This window comes from Polynucleobacter sp. UB-Piko-W3 (assembly GCF_018881635.1).
Lineage (GTDB): Bacteria > Pseudomonadota > Gammaproteobacteria > Burkholderiales > Burkholderiaceae > Polynucleobacter.
This window is the reverse complement of the sequence record NZ_JACVPY010000002.1, coordinates 1,231,506-1,247,924: the sequence shown is the minus strand read 5'-3', so window position 1 is coordinate 1,247,924 and position 16,419 is coordinate 1,231,506. Positions and strand designations below refer to the sequence as shown.

Here is a 16,419-nt window from a genome sequence, read left to right as displayed (position 1 = left end):
GGCTAACTAAGACTTATTGTGGTTTGAATGGATGGGGTACTGGTTTGTTATCCAACCAAGCTTCTAAAGTCTCTGTAATGCCCTTAGAGAAGACTGCAAAAATGGGCTCGGCAATAAAACCTAGATGGGGCGTGACTAAAAGATTGGGTGTGTTGCGAAGAACGTCATTTTCAGGCAGTGGCTCAATATCAAACACGTCAACAGCAGCCTGTCCAGGTCTGCCTGCAACAAGCGCCTTTTGTAGATCATTCATATTGATCAAGGCAGAGCGTGAAGTATTCACCAAGATAGAGTCTGGACGCATTAAGGCTAATTGATCTGCACTAATCAGTCCTTTAGTGCCAGGGCCCGCAACAAGATGCATGGTGACGATCTTAGAAGTTTTGAGTAACTCTTCCATGCTGACTGATTTGGCATTCTCAGCAGCAGCTCGTTCTGGAGTCATACGTGGACTCCAGGTCACCACTTCCATACCAAAGGCTGCGCCTACGCGAGCCACGCGACTGCCAATGGCACCAAGCCCCATAACACCCAAGCGCTCTCCAGAGAGCATTGGCAGAACGGAGAGTTGATCACGCCAGCCACCAGAAGCGATCAGCTTATGTTCTTCAATCAGGCGTTTAGATGCCCCTAGAATTAAAGCCCAGGTGAGTTCTGCAGTAGTTTCCTTAGAGGGGCCGCCAGGAGAGTGTGCCATTGGGATATTGCGCGCTACTAGGGCGGAGGCTTCGAGTGTGCCATTGCGCTCACCAGTAAACATTAAAAACTTGAGCTTTGGTAAGCGCGTAATCATGGCCTCATTAAAAGGAGAGCGATCGCGTACGATCGCAATCGCATCGGCATCTTTCACCGCTTCATACAAAGCCTCGTCACGTAAAGGCTTGTGATGGAAAGTGAGATTGGAACTTTGCTCTAACTTATCCCAGTTCGAAAAACGACGTAAAGCCTGTTCGTAATCTCCGAGAATGACAATGTTTGGTAATGCAGCCATATCAAATACTTTCTAGTGAATTAGTCTGGAGTGCAAAGACTCAGAATTTGCTTGAGATCAGATGCTTGTCCTAATTTCCAGAGTGCAGAAATCAGTTGGATAGTCTTTTCTTTACCAATCACGGGCTCAGTAAGACTTGTGAACTTCTGCTCTAAATGAGTATCGGTCATTGGGTTTTCTACAGAGCCAATTGCATTCTTCACAAAGATGTGAACTTCTTTGCCATTCTTGAGGAAGGCTTTGACATCTACAGATGCCTCGCTAATCGATGTATCAGTGGTCGCATTCACCTTGGCACGCAAGGCGACGACATCAGGCCGATTCACGATGTCGTCGGCATATTCCCCCTCACCAGCTTGACCAAAGATCAAACCAACAGCGCAACCGTGATACACGCTGAACTTACCTTCCAAGCCATCTTTAGGAGTCTTCTTACCAGTGAGTTCCAAGACAAGCGGATGGGCACGTAATTCAATACGCTCAACATCTTCTGCTTTCACACCTTGGGCGCGTAATTGCGCGCAAGCATCAATTGCAGGATGAATCACAATGCCACAAGCAAAAGGCTTGTAAGTATTTAATGAAATCTCAAAGGATTTACCTAATGCACGATCAATTTCTGACCAGTCACATTTGGTAGAAACCGTCTGCATATAGCCGCGGCCAGCTTCCAATGCTTTTGGGCTCGAGGTAAAGCCATGCTTGGCTAAGAGTGCTGAGAGTTGGCCTGCACGTGCAGCGCCACCAGGATGAAAAGGCTTAGTCATCGTGCCAAACTGTTCGCGCATACCAACTGGCTGTGAGGCTGCAATACCCAGAGCCATAGTAGTTTTCTGAAGATCAAGACCCATGAGGCGTGAACATGCCGCTGCAGAACCTAACATGCCAGTAGAGCCGGTGATATGCCAGCCACGATGATAGTGATCTGGATACATAGCATTGCCAACGCGGCATGCAACATCAATACCCAAGACAAGTGAGTCAATGATCTGACGACCGTTGACATTGGTGTGTTCACCTAATGCCAAGATAGCTGAGGCTACTGGGCCTGCCGGATGGATCACAGTCTTGAGGTGAGTGTCATCAAAATCAAAAGTATGTGAGCTGATGCCGTTAATGAGAGCTGCGCCACCCATATCCACCTTGTCCTTACGACCCAAGATACTGGCTTGTGGAGCTGGCTGAAATTCTCGGATGGCTGCCAAAGAAGACTCTACGCTCTCATGGTTGGCGGCGCCAATGGCGCAGCCTAACCAGTTTAAGAAGGTACGATGCGCCTCGTGATCCACTTCCGGAGCCCATCCTTGACTTGGATGAGAGCTAACAAACTCCGCCAAAATTTTTGTTACTGGTGGGGCGTTTAGATCGGCTGCTGCAGCGATAGCGTGAGACATATGATTTCCTGTGAATATAAAAAATAGTGAGGTAGATGAAGTGTATTGAGTTAATCAATTTCAATATGGCGATCTTTGGCCACTTTGGCCCAGCGTGCAATATCGTCTTTGATGTAATTGCTAAATTGTGGAGGAGTCATTGGCATCAATGTCATAGCCTCACTCGTCATTTTTTCGGAGAAGTCAGGCAAGGCAAGTACTTGATTGAGTTCTGTGTTTAATTTTGCAACGATTGCAGGCGGTAGATTAGCCGGGCCAACTAAGCCATACCATTGCTGACCATCAAAACCGCTATAACCTAGCTCTTTAAAGGTGGGGATAGTGGGCGCTGCTGAACTTCGCTTTGCTCCAGTAACAGCAAGGCCGCGGACTCGATTTGAGTTGATATAAGGCAGAGCTGCAAACAGGGTTGGGAACATTGCTTGAGTTTGCCCTGCCAACAAGTCTGTATAAGCGGGGCCAACACCGCGATAAGGCACATGCACCATGAATATCCCCGCAGCTAATTTCAACTGCTCCATACCCAGATGAGTAAGGGTGCCGGGACCTGCTGAGCCATAACTGAGTTTGGCGGGATTCTTTTTGGCGTAATCTAAAAATTCTTTGAAGTTTTTAATTGGTAATTCTGGATTGATGATTAAAACATTCGGCGTAGCGCCAATCATGCCAATAGGAGTGAAGTCCTTAATGGCGTCGTAAGGGAGTTTACGTACTGCAGGGTTAGTGCCATGGGTGCCTACGTAGGCGATCATCAAGGTGTAACCATCGGCTGGAGCTTTAGCAATTGCTTGGGATGCAATCGATCCACCCCCACCACCCATATTTTCAACGACGACTGTTTGACCTAGGGAGCGCGAGAGTTTTTCTGCAACCGCTCTAGCAATATTATCGAGACCTCCACCAGCAGCAACTGGCGCTATTAACTTGATGGGTTTGACGGGGTAGTTAGTAGCACTTTGAGCTTGGGCTCCCAAGCTAATAACGAGGGTCGCCATTACGGCAATCAAAGATAAAAAAATCGGCATTGGCCGATTGCGAGTTTTAGACATGTCTTAAGTCCAGATTATTGTGATGTATTAAGGTAATCTTATGGAGTAAGTTTACTATTGATAACCAATCTAATTCGATTAAGGAAATACCATGATTTTGGAACATTGCGACATAGAAATTGACCCAGCCAAGCAGAAAGAGTTCGAAGAGGCTATTTTGCGGGGAGTGGATACCGTGATCTCCAAGGCAAAGGGCTTTAAGGGCTATAAGGTAAATCACAGTATAGAAAGACCATCCCGCTATTTATTACTCATTTATTGGGACACTCTCGAGAACCATACAGTCGATTTTCGGGGGTCTACCGCCTTTGCGGATTGGCGCGCCATTGTGGGCCCCTTCTTTGCAAAGCCGCCCTATGTGGAGCATATGACTTTAGTGGGCAAGTCAACTTAAATCATTTATCCCGTCTTGAGCTTTTTCCGAATGGAGTGCTCAACTGGGATGGAATCGAGAGTGGGCTCAAGAGCTTCGCGCTCATCAAAGACAAAGCAAGTACCCTTGTAATGTGCAGAGCCTACTTCCTCAAAATACTTGAGAATGCCCCCCTCGAGTTGGTAGCTATGCTGCATACCAATCTCCCGCATATAGAGACCTGATTTTTCACAACGAATACCGCCAGTACAAAAGCTCACCAGTGTTTTATCTGCAAGCGCTTCTTTATGCGCAGTAATGGCTTTCGGAAATTGGGTGAACTTTTCAATATTGAAGTGCAGGGCATTTTCAAAAGTACCGTAGTCAACTTCAAACGCATTGCGTGTATCTATCATGACTACTGGGCGGCCCAAGTCATCGGTACCGCGATCAAGCCATTCTTGTAGCTTCTTCGGTTTAATAAAATTTGCGCGACCTTCTTCAGGGCGAATCGCAGGATGATTCATGCGAATGATTTCATTTTTGAGTTTGATCAACATCTTCTTAAACGGTTGATCTTCTGACCAGCTTTCTTTTGCTTCAAGAGGTGTAAAGCGCGGGTCTGAGCGCAGCCAATCTAAAAAGCCACGCAGATCTATCTCTTTGCCAGCTAAAAAAAGGTTGATACCCTCACCAGTGAGCAAAATGGTGCCTTTAAGTGCTCGGCTATTGCATTCGTTCAGCATTTTGGCGCGCAAGTCTGTTAGGCCGTCCAGGCTAACAAATAAATAGGCAGCAATATTTAAAATCGACTTCATTTTTTCTCTCTTTGGGCTACCCCATCATTATCGAGCAAATACACCTTGGGGGTGGTAATCTTGAGGTCTTATTTAAAGGAGACAACCCATGCTGCATCTAGCCAAAATGGCCAAAAGCATCTTATTTATAGCTCTATTTGCTTTGGGGGCTGCTAGTTCTGCAATTGCTCAAACTGCTGGGGTGGGGACTTGGCCTACCCAAAAGCCAATTCGTTTGATCGCGGTATTTCCGCCTGGTGGATCGGTAGATCAAGTAGCTCGTGTTTTGGCCCCTGCTTTGCAATCAGAATTAAAGCAAAACGTCATTGTTGAAAATATTGGGGGCGCATCTGGTGTGATTGGCACTTCCGCAATGACTAGGGCCGATGCTGATGGATATACCTTTGCAGTAGTCTTTGATACCCACGGCGTGAATCCATCTCTTAAAGACAAGCTTCCCTATGACACGATTAAAGATATTGCACCTGTCATTCTGGTGGGTACCTCGCCGATGGTGTTGGTGGCAAGTAAGAATTCAGGTATTACCAGTTTCAAACAACTTGCAGAAATGTCTAAGGCGGGCAAGCCATTTAGTTATGGCTCCATTGGTATTGGCAGCTTGGGGCACCTAGCAATGGCGCGCCTTGCTAAGCAGGCAGGATTTGATTGGAACCATATTCCATACCGTGGCGGTGGCCCCTTAATGCAAGATGCGCTTGGTGGACAGGTGCAGTTAGCGATTGGTTCAGAGTTTTTGGTGAAGCCTCATATTGAGAGTGGTAGCTTAAATCCTTTGGTCATTACAACTACCAAAAGAGTCTCAGGCTTACCTAATGTGCCAACAGTTGCTGAAAGTGGCTTTCCTGGATTTAGTGCTCCAGCTTGGTGGGCAGTCTTAGCACCAGGTAAAACTCCGCCAGCAATTGTGGACGCCATGAATAAAGCCCTGAACAAGTCTTTGAAGACCCCAGCAGTTGCTGAAAAATTTAAATCTCAGGGAATTGAAATTATTGGCGGATCTTCAGAAACTGCCCGTGACTTCATTGGTAAGCAAATTGGTATTTGGGGTAAGTTTGTGATTGAGAACAATATTAAAGAAACTAGCCAATAGAAAGCGCTTATGTCTGAACGTTTAATTCCTTATCAAGCAATGGATTTAGCAGAGCCAGCTGAGCTGGTTGCTGCTATTCGAAAAAGGCGTGGCGGCCAATTTATTAACTTAGATCGTATGCTCTTACACAGCGTACCAATCGCTGAGGGCTGGAATCATTTTATTGGTGAAATCCGCAATAACCTCTCTTTAGATCCTAAGTTACGTGAGTTAGCAATGTGTGGTGTAGCGGTGCTCAATGGTGCTGAGTATGAGTTCTTTCATCATGCTCCTCCTTTTAAAAAGGCGGGTGGTACTGAGGAGCAAGTGCAAGGACTCCGATTGATTGGTCAAGCCAGCTTCCCCAGAAATCTATTTACCCAAGTAGAGAATGATGCGGCTGATTTAACCTTTCAGATGACCCGCAATATTCAGGTGGATAGTGAGTTAATGAAGCGTTTGCAAAAAGAGCTTGGTAGCACCGATACCGTGGAATTGGTAACAGTGATTGCTGCATACAATATGGTGTCTCGTTTCTTGATCGCCTTGGATGTCAATCCAGAAGATCATCCCCCGGCCTAATTTAGTCAAACTGAAAATATGATCCGCAATATCCAAACCATCATTCCTGGTATTGCCACCTCTGATGGTGCTGGCGTCAAACTACGTCGAAGCTTTGGCGGTCAGCAGCGAGCGAGGCTAGATCCCTTTTTAATGCTGGATGAGTTTTCATCCAATGATCCTAATGACTATGTTGCTGGATTTCCGGCACATCCACACCGGGGTTTTGAGACGGTGACCTATATGCTCGAGGGTCACATGTTGCATGAAGATCATTTAGGCAACAAAGGTCATCTAAAGACAGGCGGCGTACAGTGGATGACGGCTGGGCGCGGAATTATCCATTCAGAAATGCCACAGCAAGTAAGCGGTGCTATGCGCGGCTTTCAGTTATGGATTAATTTGCCTGCCTTAGAAAAGATGAAGCCTGCGGGTTATCAAGATATTCAGGTGGAAGATATTCCCAGCCTAGCTCTTGCTAATGGAGGTTCAGTGAAAGTGATTGCTGGCTCTTATGAGCATGATGGCCATGAAGTTCAGGGCCCCATTCAGGGAGTCACCACAGAACCCTTATTCTTGGATGTGCATTTACCGCCTCTTATGGAATTTGAGCATGGTATCCCGCAAGAGCTCAATGCATTTATTTATGTATATGGGGGCGATCTTGCAGTAGGGGATCCTATGAAAGTAGCGCCAAAACAAGCCGCCATCGTTCTGGGTGCTGGCGACCGACTCAGGGTGAAATCAGATGGAGCAGGCGCTCAGTTCATCGTGTTGGCAGCCTTGCCTTTGCATGAGCCCATCGTGCAACATGGTCCTTTCGTGATGAATACACAGGCCGAGATTGAGCAAGCTATTGATGATTATCAAAATAATCGTTTTGTAGTCACTTAGGTGATCACTTCAGCGATGATCCAATGGAGCGAGGGCGGACAAATTTGCTCCGCTAGGTGGCATTCAGAAAATGGGATTGCGCCGCATAAAAAAATTCAGATTGCTGATGACACTTTAACGGCTGATATTGCATATCGCTTAGCTTGCGAAGGTACGGCGATACTTTATCAGGGTGACTTTCAGAATGCTAGGCAGCTCTTACAGGCCCTAGTGAGAAGGGTCGATAAACCCTCTAAGAAATCTACTAGAGTTGACAGGGTGGCAAAGGAAAAAACAAAAAGTCCTTTAGATATCTTTAATCTTCATCGTCTAGCCCAATCTCAAAGGGCGCGTATTTTGGGAATGGTGTTGATTCCCATTAACGCTGATCATAGTATTTCATTAAGACGTGCGCCAGATGTTGCTATAGCTTGTTTTGAGGCCTATGGAGACCAAGCCGAGCCCTATGTCATATCTCTCAGGGAGTTACTGGGAGTCATTAGTGCTCATGAGTGGCGCAAAAAGGGTGTACCCGTTTTGGTGAGAGATGATGAAGAGATTCGCATTCATCCACACTATGGAGTGTTCTCCCCAATCCGAGGGGAATATATTGAGCTCGTTCTGAAGGCGCCATTACCTGCTGCTATTGAGAAGAGCTCTATCGCCTTTGATATTGGCGTTGGTACAGCCGTGCTATCCGTAGTATTGGCAATACGAGATATTCAAAAGATTATTGCAACAGATCAAGATGATCGTGCTATAGCGTGCGCTAAGGAAAATATCGCGCGCTTAGGTCTATCCTCACAAATAGAAATCCTCAAGACAAATTTATTCCCAGCAGAAAAAGCAGCGCTGATTGTTTGTAATCCACCATGGTTACCAGCAAGACCTAGCTCATCACTTGAGCATGCTGTCTACGACCCAGAGAGCCAGATGCTCAAGGGCTTTCTCAGTAAATTAAAAGATCATTTATTACCCGGCGGTGAAGGCTGGCTCATTCTTTCTGATTTAGCCGAGCATCTAGGGTTACGAACTAGAGCAGAATTGCTGTCTTGGATTAAGGATGCTGGCTTGAAAGTGATTGCTCGTTTAGATACCAAACCACAGCATCAAAAGGTGTTTGATAAAACAAATGCGCTGCATGGTGCAAGGTCTAAAGAGGTCACATCACTATGGCGTTTAGCTGCAAACTAGTAATACGGTAACTAGAGATTTCTTTTTTTTAAGCTTAGCTTAGACATTATTTGCATCCGTGAATCTGATACACGAGCAATTAAGATTGCTTGATAACGCTCGCGTTGTAATCTTTCAATTAAAAAAATAATTGTTACAAATAGGATCACGTAAACAATGAGATTGACTAAGTCACTGGTAGAGGGTAAATCAAAACTATTAAAAGGGGGTATAAAGAAAAAGTAAGCCAAAGCTAGGCCTAAACCGCTAGAAATTGCTGCAGGCTTCCAGCCGAGCCTGTATGCAATTAAAGTGGTGCTGAATATAAAAAACAGTACTGGAAGTTGGGCTTGCATTAAAGGATGTAGCTCATATCGAACATAAAATGCAGTTAGAGTAGCAAGTATTGCATATCCATAGCCAGTGAGGCTGTTAGGGGCCCATGCCCGTGAGTTTTTTATTTGCATTTGGATTACACTCTTTTGATGCTTTCCACTAATCATTTATATGTCTGATAGATTAACGCAGCTTTGCGAAGAGTTTACCCCAGGAAATACTGGTACAGCAGTAATTTTTCTGCCTGGGTTACAAGGCTCTATGTTAGAGCTAGGGTCTATTCCCAAAATGATCAAAAATTTAGGGCATTCATCTTGCATCCCTAGAATTGAAGGGTACTCCGCGAAGAGCGGCTTTGATTCATTCGATATTTGGCTTTCCCAATTAGATCATGTTGTGAGTTTATTGCTTGAAGAGCATGAGCAAGTTGCCATTGTTGGTTTAAGCATGGGCGCAACACTAGCTATAGCTTATGAGGCAGATTACCAAAAAAATATCCCAGTTGTCGCTCTCTCGCCTGTGCTTGCTTTCGACGGTTGGAGCGTGCCTTGGTTCCACCCATTGCTATATTTAGTTTTCAAGTTGGGATTTGTAAATTGGCACTACAAAGAATCTGAACCCTATGGTTTACGTAATCCTGAGATTCGGCGACGCGTTGCTAAACAAGTCTTAGAGCAAGAGACTACTGAAGTAGGATCAGCGTCTCTTTCAGCAAAGCATTTATATCAAGCCTTAAGACTCATTAGGTTTACAAAAAAAATACTGCCTGAATTTAAAGCTGACATACAAATTATTAGTGCTATTGATGATGATGTAGTTGCGCCACAAACTATTGACTGGCTTACTAAAACGATTAGCTCGGGAACTTGTAAACTAGTCTGGCTTGGAGGCTCTTATCACATCATTACCTTGGATAACGAGCGTGAAATAGTGATAAATGAAACTGTGGAATTCCTACAAGGGGTTTTTAGTAAGAAAGAAGGGCTTCAGAAATATAGTAAAGAAGCCAAGGAATTAATAATTCGCAATCGTGTTGTTGAGTAAATTACTTGAAGCGATAAGCAAGTGCCATAAACATCGTATCTTGAAATGTGCGAGTAAGGACCGGGCTGTTGTTGACTCCAGAACCTAGCCATTTTCGTTTGGCATACACATTAAGATACCAATTTTCTACTACTGGTATTTCAAGTAAAAATCCTGCTAATGGGTTGTTTGAGCTAGAAGCTGAATACGTTCGGTATCCAGTAGTCTGAGCCTGCTCAGGAGTGACGCTATAGTAATAATTAGCATAAGAGCTAGATTGCCGCTCTATGCCTACTTGAGGATAGAGGACGACCTTTTTCATCAACTCAACCTCTCCAAAGTAATTTAGCTCAAGGAGATTGCCTTTAGACTTACCAAAATCATGATAAGCATTGATAAAAAATGCTCCAATTGGAGTATCTTGAAAGGTTCCTAGGCCGATCGGTGCTTGATAACCCTTATTGATCGTTTGGGAGTTGATTGTTGATTTAACCTGATAAGAGTCAGGATCAACCTTACCTACAATTTCAAGAAACCCAAATCCAACGGGTGCGGTTTTAAAGCTAGCTGATCAATACGCATGGCAAAGCGCTGGTAGTCAAAAAAACCATAGGGCAAGACTGATGATTGAGGGCCATAGCTGCCAATATTCAAATTAGTGCTGTATACAGCGACTCCAACATCACCCACAATGTGATCTGGTAATCCGTTTGGAGTATCTACATCTGGGCTATTAGAGGCGTAGACTAGTTGTAGGCTTGATAACAATGAAAGCACTATTAAGCTTGTAAATTTTTTTAGCGCAGAATTCATGACTTAATCTACCACTTTTGAAAATTTTATGCTCAATTTAATTCGAAACATAGCAAAACTGACTACCTATATGGTTATGAGTATTTCTATTTTTTCCAGCTATGGCAATGCACAATCAAATGACCCAGTATTAGGTGTTTGGAAAACAATCGATGAAAAAACAAATCAACCTAGTTCATTGATTCGATTAGAGGAAAAAAATGGTGAGCTGATTGGAGTGGTTACTGAGCTAATACCGACTCCAGGGGAGGCCTTGGTTACCCATTGCAATTTATGCAAGGATGAGCGAAAAGGTAAACCCATTGTTGGAATGATCATCATGAAGGGGCTTAAAAGAGGTGCCCCAGGAAACTGGTCTGGTGGTGAAATCTTGGATCCTGAAGAAGGTGAAATTTATAAGGTAAAGATCGCGATGGTCAACGATAAAACTTTAGAGGTAAGAGGTTATATTGGCATTCCATTGCTGGGCAGAACTCAGATATGGGTTCGTTGAACACAGGACCTATTTACGAGTGGCTTGCGTATGGAAAGATGTGCGGAAGAGATAGAAAAGGGCCCGAAGGCCCTTAATCTATTTGACAAAATGGTGGAGTCGGCGGGAATCGAACCCGCGTCCGCAAATCCTCCACAACAAGTTCTACATACTTAGTCATATCATTTAATTTAATCAGCTAGGCACAGATTGACACGTTCCTGACTGACGATTCACTAAGTTTTCGAATCATTCCCCGTGACATGAAATGACCTTATCTCTTGTATATGACCCTGATGTAGCTTGCGCTACCTGACCCAAGAGAGAATCAGTTCAGGGGCAACCGCAATTAAGCGGCTAGTGCGTAACGTTCGTCGTTAGCAGTTATTACATTCCCATTGATTTACGAGATAACGGGTCCTCGGTATGCCCTTGATGCTTTGTAATCCACGTCGAAACCATGTCGACCCCAGAGTTCATGCATAGGAAGTCCTATTTTAAAGCCGCTAGCTTTAAATTGCCCAATATCTTTTGGAAGTGTTGTTATCCCCTATTGGGGAAGATGATTTTTAGTAAATCGAGAGGGTTATGAATGAGGTAATCCGCGCCCCAGGCCTCAGGAGGCTCTTTACAACCACAGTAGCCATATGTGGCAGCAACGGTATGCATGCCTGCAGCTTTGCCCGCAATGACATCCCGAATGTCATCACCCACATAAATTGATTTTCTAGGATCAACATTGGCAATTTTGGCTGCATGCAGAATGGGTGCTGGATGAGGCTTTGGATGTGATGTTGTGTCACCGGACACGGTCGAGGCTGCTCTCTGGCGTAAGCCCATGAGTTCAGTGAGTGGATGAGTGAAGCGCTCACTTTTATTAGTGACAATGCCCCAAGGAATTTTTGCTTCCTCTATTTGATCCAGTAAATGATTGATTCCGTCAAATAAGACGCTATTGACTAAGAGCGCCTTTTCATAATTGCTCATGAACTCATCACGCAAGGTAATGTAATCAGCATGATCTGGGGCAATTCCAAATGCGCCTTCAAGAAGTCCACGTGCACCAGCAGATGCATAAGGACGCAGAAATGGATAGGGCTTAGGAGCTAGATTGCGATCTATTAGTAATTGATTAGTTGCGGCGACTAAATCTGGGGCTGTATCCGCTAAGGTACCGTCTAGATCAAAAAATATCCCGTGATAAGGGCTTATTTCAGGATTCACGCTATTCATTGTTTCTGTACGGCAATCATGTAGTTCACATCCACATCATCATTGAGGCTATACACCTGAGTGAGTGGGTTGTAGCTTAAGCCTTTGATGCCAATCATTTCTAAGCCGGTATTACGCGTAAAGGCAACGAGTTCTGAAGGCTTAATAAATTTAGCGTATTCGTGAGTGCCTTTAGGGAGTAGTTTGAGGATGTACTCTGCGCCAATAATGGCAAATAAGTAGGACTTAGGGTTGCGATTTAAAGTGCTAAAAAAGAGGGTGCCACCAGGCTTGCACAGTTTGGCACAAGCACGCACTACGGAAGAAGGGTCAGGAACGTGCTCAAGCATTTCCATGCAAGTCACTACATCGTATTGCCCTGGTTGTTCATCTGCTAGTGCTTCTGCTGAGATGGAGCGGTAAGTGAGTTTTGCGCCTACTTCCAATGCATGCAGCTCAGCTACCTTAAGTGCTTTTTCAGAAAGATCGATACCAGTAGTGTCGGCACCTGATTGAGAAATTGATTCTGCGAGGATGCCACCACCACAACCAATATCCACTACTTTTTTGCCCTCGAAGTTAACGAAGGTTTTCATCCAATTTAAGCGTAGGGGATTAATGGCATGTAAAGGCTTGAATTCGCTGTTCGGGTCCCACCAACGATGGGCTAGGGCGCTAAATTTGGCGATTTCAGATTGGTCGACGTTCATGGGCAGAAGCTATTGGGTGAATTGATGGGTAAGTCTACGAATATAGCGGAAATAAAAAAGCCCGCAAGAAGCGGGCTTTTTTACAAGTAAGGTGAATTACTTAGCAGCTGCTGTACCAACAACTTCGATGTCAGTACGGCGGTTCTTAGCGCGGCCTTCAGCAGTTGCATTGCTTGCAACTGGATTGCTCTTGCCTTTTGATTCTGTGTAGATACGGCTACCGTCAACACCTTTGCTTGTCAGATAAGCTTTAACTGACTGAGCACGACGCTGACCGAGGGCCATGTTGTATGCATCTGTACCAACGCTGTCAGTATTACCAACAGCAATGATGACTTCTAACTTGATCTTGCTCAAATCACGAGCAATCTTGTCCAAAGTTGCCATTCCTTCTGGCTTCAATGAAGCTTTGTCAAAGTCATAAAGTGTGTCAGCTTGCAAAGTGATCTTGCTTTGGCTAACACCAGAAGCAGCAGCAGCAGCAGGCTTAGCGGCAATTGCGCCATCACAACCTTTAGCAGCTGTAGCAGGAGTCCAGCTGTTATCACGCCAGCACAATGTGCCGTCGCCGTTTTTCCAGGATGTACCGGTTGAGTTGACCCAGTTGTCAACGTTTTGAGCAGAAGCAGCTGTAGCAGCAACAGTAATTACGCCAGCAAGCATCAGTTTTAGGGTTTTGTTCATTTTTAGTCCTCAAATCTCTTTTAAATTAAAGTCAAACGTATATCGAATTCGCCCTACTTTGAAGCAAAAAACCGCAAAGCGATACTTCTTAAATTCATACAAACTGACAGAATCTTATCATAGGGGCCACCTGCCATCAAAATGATATTATTTATAGATGGAACAAGCCGCTAAAGAAACACTACCAATATCCCTCGAAGACGAAATGCGACGGTCCTATTTGGACTACGCTATGAGCGTCATAGTCGGCAGAGCCCTGCCAGACGTGCGTGACGGTCTCAAACCGGTTCATCGCCGGGTCTTATTTGCGATGTATGAATTAAACAACGATTGGAACCGAGCTTACAAAAAATCTGCCCGTATAGTTGGCGATGTCATCGGTAAATACCACCCGCACGGTGATTCTGCGGTGTATGACACCATTGTGCGAATGGCCCAGGATTTCTCCCTGCGCTATATGCTGGTTGACGGGCAGGGCAACTTTGGCTCTGTAGACGGTGATAACGCTGCTGCAATGCGATATACCGAGATCCGGCTGCGCAAGATCGCCCATGAGCTTTTAGCTGATTTGGACAAGGAAACCGTCGATTTTGGGCCAAATTACGACGGTAGCGAGAAAGAACCCCTGATTCTGCCTGCCAAAGTGCCTAATTTGCTGATTAATGGCAGTTCTGGCATTGCCGTAGGTATGGCGACGAACATCCCCCCTCATAACCTCGATGAGGTCGTGACGGCCTGTTTACACGTCTTGCATAACCCAGAATGCACGATTGATGAGCTCATTGAGATTATTCCAGCCCCAGATTTCCCCACTGCCGGCATTATTTACGGTGTTCAAGGAGTTCGCGAGGGATATCGCACTGGTCGCGGCCGAGTGGTCATGCGCGCTAAGACTCACTTTGAGGATATCGATAAAGGTGCACGTCAAGCCATCATCGTTGATGAGTTGCCATATCAGGTCAATAAAAAGAACTTACTCGAGCGTATCGCTGAGTTGGTGAATGAGAAAAAGGTTGAAGGCATTTCTGATTTGCGTGATGAGTCAGATAAATCCGGTATGCGCGTTGTGATTGAACTCAAACGCGGTGAAGTGCCGGAAGTTGTTCTCAATAATTTGTATAAGAGTACACAGCTACAAGATAACTTCGGTATGAACATGGTTGCCTTAGTAGACAACCAGCCACGCTTACTCAACTTAAAGCAAATGCTGGAGTACTTCTTGCAGCATCGTCGTGAAGTGGTGACACGTCGCACCATTTTTGAATTGCGTAAAGCGCGCGAGCGTGGCCATGTCCTAGAAGGTTTAGCTGTTGCATTGGCAAACATTGACGAGTTCATTGCCATTATTAAAGCGGCTGCAAATCCAGTAATTGCGAAGCAGGAGTTAATGGGCAAAGCTTGGGATTCATCGATGGTGCGCGAGATGTTGGCGCGTGCTGAAACAGATACCCCGGGTGGCCGCAATGCTTATCGTCCTGAAGGCTTATTGCCTGAGTACGGCATGCAGACCACGGGCCTGTATCGCCTCTCTGATAGTCAAGCGCAAGAAATTTTGCAGATGCGCTTACAACGCCTGACTGGTCTTGAGCAAGACAAGATTGTTAATGAGTACAAAGAAGTTATGTCAGAGATCTCTGACTTGTTAGATTTATTAGCTAAGCCAGAGCGCGTTACTTCTGTGATTGAAAGCGAGCTGAAAGAAGTTCAAGCGGAGTTTGGTAAAGCAGGTGGTGATAGTGGTCGACGTTCATTTATTGAAATGAATGCTACCGAACTCTTTACGGAAGATTTGATCACTCCACAAGATATGGTGGTGACACTTTCACATACAGGTTATATGAAGAGTCAGCCACTGAGCGAGTACCGCGCACAAAAACGCGGTGGTCGCGGCAAGCAAGCTGCTGCCACTAAGGATGAGGATTGGATTGATACTTCATTCGTAGCCAATACGCATGACGCCATCCTTTGCTTCTCTGATCGTGGCCGTATGTATTGGTTGAAGGTATGGGAAGTACCGCAAGGTAGCCGTACTTCACGTGGTAAGCCAATTGTCAATATGTTCCCCTTGATTGAGGGTGAAAAGATTACCGTGATTCTTCCAATCAAGGGCTATCAGGATGATCAGTATGTCTTTATGGCAACTAGCTTAGGTACTGTGAAGAAAACCCGTTTATCTGATTTCTCCAATCCTCGTAAAGCCGGCATTATTGCTGTCGACTTGAATGAGGGTGACTTCTTAGTTGGCGCAGCAATTACTGATGGTCAACACGATGTGATGTTGTTCTCTGATGCAGGTAAAGCAGTGCGCTTTGATGAGAATGACGTTCGTCCAATGGGCCGTACCGCACGTGGTGTTCGTGGCATGAACTTAGGTGATGGTCATCAAGTGATTGCAATGCTCGTTGCTCCAGCAGAAGCTGAAGGTGTGCAAGCTGCAGTAGTGGATGCAAATGGCGTTGCAGTTCCGAGTAGCGTATTAACTGCTACAGAGAATGGTTATGGCAAGCGCACTCCAATTGCAGAGTACACGCGTCATGGTCGTGGCACTAAGGGCATGATTGCGATTCAGACAAGCGAGCGTAATGGCAAGGTTGTTGCCGCTGCATTGGTATCGCCAGAAGATCAAATCATGTTGATCACCACTGGCGGTGTTTTAGTGCGTACCCGCGTTTCTGAAATTCGTGAGATGGGCCGTGCAACTCAAGGCGTCACTTTGATCAACGTTGATGAAGGTACACGTCTTTCTGGTTTACAACGTATTGCTGAAAGCGATTCGGATGACGAGGGTGATGAAGTAGAAGAGGGCGATGCATCTGCTGATCCAGCAACCGATTCCACCCCTGATGCGGCAGGTGACGCGTAAGGCGTCACCACTAAATTAGCTAACAC

At 45.3% G+C, this 16,419-nt stretch carries 18 protein-coding genes and 1 other RNA gene; 8 read left to right on the top strand and 11 right to left on the bottom strand.

The window, feature by feature from the left end; all coding sequences use genetic code 11:
* Positions 1-13: 13 nt before the first annotated feature.
* Genes ICN31_RS06695 through ICN31_RS06685 form a run of 3 tightly spaced genes read right to left on the bottom strand, consistent with a single transcriptional unit; the run spans position 14 to position 3,434 of the window.
* Positions 14-991, bottom strand: coding sequence for a D-2-hydroxyacid dehydrogenase family protein (locus tag ICN31_RS06695; RefSeq protein WP_216259798.1), 978 nt, complete (start codon positions 989-991; stop codon positions 14-16).
* Positions 992-1,011: 20 nt separating this feature from the next.
* A complete protein-coding gene (locus ICN31_RS06690; protein WP_216259795.1) occupies positions 1,012-2,385 on the bottom strand; it encodes an MmgE/PrpD family protein in 1,374 nt (457 codons plus the stop codon).
* Between the two features lie 50 nt (positions 2,386-2,435).
* Positions 2,436-3,434, bottom strand: a complete 999-nt coding sequence (locus ICN31_RS06685; protein ID WP_255530928.1) for a tripartite tricarboxylate transporter substrate binding protein — start codon at positions 3,432-3,434, stop codon at positions 2,436-2,438.
* A 91-nt stretch (positions 3,435-3,525) separates the two neighbouring features.
* On the opposite strand from ICN31_RS06685, the gene ICN31_RS06680 reads away from it, so the two are divergent.
* A complete protein-coding gene (locus ICN31_RS06680; RefSeq protein WP_216259793.1) occupies positions 3,526-3,828 on the top strand; it encodes an antibiotic biosynthesis monooxygenase in 303 nt (100 codons plus the stop codon).
* Between the two features lie 5 nt (positions 3,829-3,833).
* Here the strand turns inward: ICN31_RS06680 and ICN31_RS06675 are convergent, their stop codons facing one another.
* On the bottom strand, positions 3,834-4,604 hold the full coding sequence (locus ICN31_RS06675; protein WP_216259791.1) for a sulfurtransferase: 771 nt from the start codon (positions 4,602-4,604) through the stop codon (positions 3,834-3,836).
* Positions 4,605-4,692: 88 nt separating this feature from the next.
* On the opposite strand from ICN31_RS06675, the gene ICN31_RS06670 reads away from it, so the two are divergent.
* From ICN31_RS06670 to ICN31_RS06655, 4 genes are read left to right on the top strand one after another with little or no spacing between them, the layout of a single operon-like run.
* On the top strand, positions 4,693-5,694 hold the full coding sequence (locus ICN31_RS06670) for a tripartite tricarboxylate transporter substrate binding protein (protein WP_216259789.1): 1,002 nt from the start codon (positions 4,693-4,695) through the stop codon (positions 5,692-5,694).
* Between the two features lie 9 nt (positions 5,695-5,703).
* Positions 5,704-6,255 (top strand): carboxymuconolactone decarboxylase family protein, encoded by a 552-nt coding sequence (locus tag ICN31_RS06665; RefSeq protein WP_216259787.1) that lies wholly within the window; start codon positions 5,704-5,706, stop codon positions 6,253-6,255.
* An 18-nt stretch (positions 6,256-6,273) separates the two neighbouring features.
* Positions 6,274-7,128 (top strand): pirin family protein, encoded by an 855-nt coding sequence (locus tag ICN31_RS06660; protein ID WP_216259785.1) that lies wholly within the window; start codon positions 6,274-6,276, stop codon positions 7,126-7,128.
* A gap of 15 nt (positions 7,129-7,143) precedes the next feature.
* Entirely contained in the window at positions 7,144-8,301 is a 1,158-nt protein-coding gene (locus tag ICN31_RS06655) for a class I SAM-dependent methyltransferase (protein ID WP_216259783.1), read from the top strand.
* A gap of 11 nt (positions 8,302-8,312) precedes the next feature.
* Here ICN31_RS06655 and ICN31_RS06650 read toward each other — a convergent pair whose 3' ends face one another.
* The gene (locus ICN31_RS06650) at positions 8,313-8,747 is read right to left on the bottom strand and encodes a DUF4118 domain-containing protein (protein WP_216259781.1); all 435 of its coding nucleotides are present in this window, start codon (positions 8,745-8,747) and stop codon (positions 8,313-8,315) included.
* Positions 8,748-8,904: 157 nt separating this feature from the next.
* Between ICN31_RS06650 and ICN31_RS06645 the strand changes: the two genes are divergently transcribed.
* Entirely contained in the window at positions 8,905-9,660 is a 756-nt protein-coding gene (locus tag ICN31_RS06645) for a carboxylesterase (protein WP_216259779.1), read from the top strand.
* Between the two features lies 1 nt (position 9,661).
* On the opposite strand, the gene ICN31_RS06640 is transcribed toward ICN31_RS06645, so the two are convergent.
* Positions 9,662-10,081: a MipA/OmpV family protein gene (locus ICN31_RS06640; protein ID WP_370624327.1), complete on the bottom strand. Its 420-nt coding sequence runs from the start codon at positions 10,079-10,081 to the stop codon at positions 9,662-9,664.
* Between the two features lie 77 nt (positions 10,082-10,158).
* A complete protein-coding gene (locus ICN31_RS06635; RefSeq protein ID WP_216259777.1) occupies positions 10,159-10,452 on the bottom strand; it encodes a hypothetical protein in 294 nt (97 codons plus the stop codon).
* A 76-nt stretch (positions 10,453-10,528) separates the two neighbouring features.
* Here ICN31_RS06635 and ICN31_RS06630 point away from each other — a divergent pair, with 76 nt between their 5' ends.
* Positions 10,529-10,945, top strand: coding sequence for a DUF2147 domain-containing protein (locus ICN31_RS06630; protein WP_255530927.1), 417 nt, complete (start codon positions 10,529-10,531; stop codon positions 10,943-10,945).
* 91 nt (positions 10,946-11,036) lie between these two features.
* On the opposite strand, the gene ssrA is transcribed toward ICN31_RS06630, so the two are convergent.
* The 4 genes from ssrA to ompA all read right to left on the bottom strand — a co-directional run bounded on the left by ssrA (position 11,037) and on the right by ompA (position 13,530).
* Positions 11,037-11,395, bottom strand: a transfer-messenger RNA (tmRNA) gene (ssrA, locus tag ICN31_RS06625).
* Positions 11,396-11,467: 72 nt separating this feature from the next.
* The gene (locus ICN31_RS06620; protein ID WP_216259775.1) at positions 11,468-12,157 is read right to left on the bottom strand and encodes an HAD family hydrolase; all 690 of its coding nucleotides are present in this window, start codon (positions 12,155-12,157) and stop codon (positions 11,468-11,470) included.
* Positions 12,154-12,846, bottom strand: a complete 693-nt coding sequence (ubiG, locus tag ICN31_RS06615; protein WP_216259772.1) for a bifunctional 2-polyprenyl-6-hydroxyphenol methylase/3-demethylubiquinol 3-O-methyltransferase UbiG — start codon at positions 12,844-12,846, stop codon at positions 12,154-12,156. Before ubiG ends, ICN31_RS06620 begins: the two co-directional genes overlap by 4 nt.
* 96 nt (positions 12,847-12,942) lie before the next feature.
* Positions 12,943-13,530, bottom strand: a complete 588-nt coding sequence (ompA, locus tag ICN31_RS06610) for an outer membrane protein OmpA (protein ID WP_216259770.1) — start codon at positions 13,528-13,530, stop codon at positions 12,943-12,945.
* A 157-nt stretch (positions 13,531-13,687) separates the two neighbouring features.
* Between ompA and gyrA the strand changes: the two genes are divergently transcribed.
* A complete protein-coding gene (gene gyrA / locus ICN31_RS06605) occupies positions 13,688-16,393 on the top strand; it encodes a DNA gyrase subunit A (protein WP_216259768.1) in 2,706 nt (901 codons plus the stop codon).
* The last annotated feature ends 26 nt before the right edge of the window (positions 16,394-16,419 follow it).

Bases quoted from the DNA above. Each gene is read 5' to 3' on its own strand.
- ICN31_RS06620 (WP_216259775.1), bottom strand. From the start codon at position 12,157: ATGAATAGCGTGAATCCTGAAATAAGCCCTTATCACGGGATATTTTTT.
- ICN31_RS06645 (WP_216259779.1), top strand. From the start codon at position 8,905: ATGATCAAAAATTTAGGGCATTCATCTTGCATCCCTAGAATTGAAGGG.
- ICN31_RS06655 (WP_216259783.1), top strand. From the start codon at position 7,144: ATGATCCAATGGAGCGAGGGCGGACAAATTTGCTCCGCTAGGTGGCAT.
- ubiG (WP_216259772.1), bottom strand. From the start codon at position 12,846: ATGAACGTCGACCAATCTGAAATCGCCAAATTTAGCGCCCTAGCCCAT.
- ICN31_RS06675 (WP_216259791.1), bottom strand. From the start codon at position 4,604: ATGAAGTCGATTTTAAATATTGCTGCCTATTTATTTGTTAGCCTGGAC.
- ICN31_RS06695 (WP_216259798.1), bottom strand. From the start codon at position 991: ATGGCTGCATTACCAAACATTGTCATTCTCGGAGATTACGAACAGGCT.
- ICN31_RS06670 (WP_216259789.1), top strand. From the start codon at position 4,693: ATGCTGCATCTAGCCAAAATGGCCAAAAGCATCTTATTTATAGCTCTA.
- ICN31_RS06665 (WP_216259787.1), top strand. From the start codon at position 5,704: ATGTCTGAACGTTTAATTCCTTATCAAGCAATGGATTTAGCAGAGCCA.
- ICN31_RS06650 (WP_216259781.1), bottom strand. From the start codon at position 8,747: ATGCAAATAAAAAACTCACGGGCATGGGCCCCTAACAGCCTCACTGGC.
- ICN31_RS06685 (WP_255530928.1), bottom strand. From the start codon at position 3,434: ATGTCTAAAACTCGCAATCGGCCAATGCCGATTTTTTTATCTTTGATT.
- gyrA (WP_216259768.1), top strand. From the start codon at position 13,688: ATGGAACAAGCCGCTAAAGAAACACTACCAATATCCCTCGAAGACGAA.
- ICN31_RS06630 (WP_255530927.1), top strand. From the start codon at position 10,529: ATGAGTATTTCTATTTTTTCCAGCTATGGCAATGCACAATCAAATGAC.
- ICN31_RS06680 (WP_216259793.1), top strand. From the start codon at position 3,526: ATGATTTTGGAACATTGCGACATAGAAATTGACCCAGCCAAGCAGAAA.
- ICN31_RS06635 (WP_216259777.1), bottom strand. From the start codon at position 10,452: ATGAATTCTGCGCTAAAAAAATTTACAAGCTTAATAGTGCTTTCATTG.
- ompA (WP_216259770.1), bottom strand. From the start codon at position 13,530: ATGAACAAAACCCTAAAACTGATGCTTGCTGGCGTAATTACTGTTGCT.
- ICN31_RS06660 (WP_216259785.1), top strand. From the start codon at position 6,274: ATGATCCGCAATATCCAAACCATCATTCCTGGTATTGCCACCTCTGAT.
- ICN31_RS06690 (WP_216259795.1), bottom strand. From the start codon at position 2,385: ATGTCTCACGCTATCGCTGCAGCAGCCGATCTAAACGCCCCACCAGTA.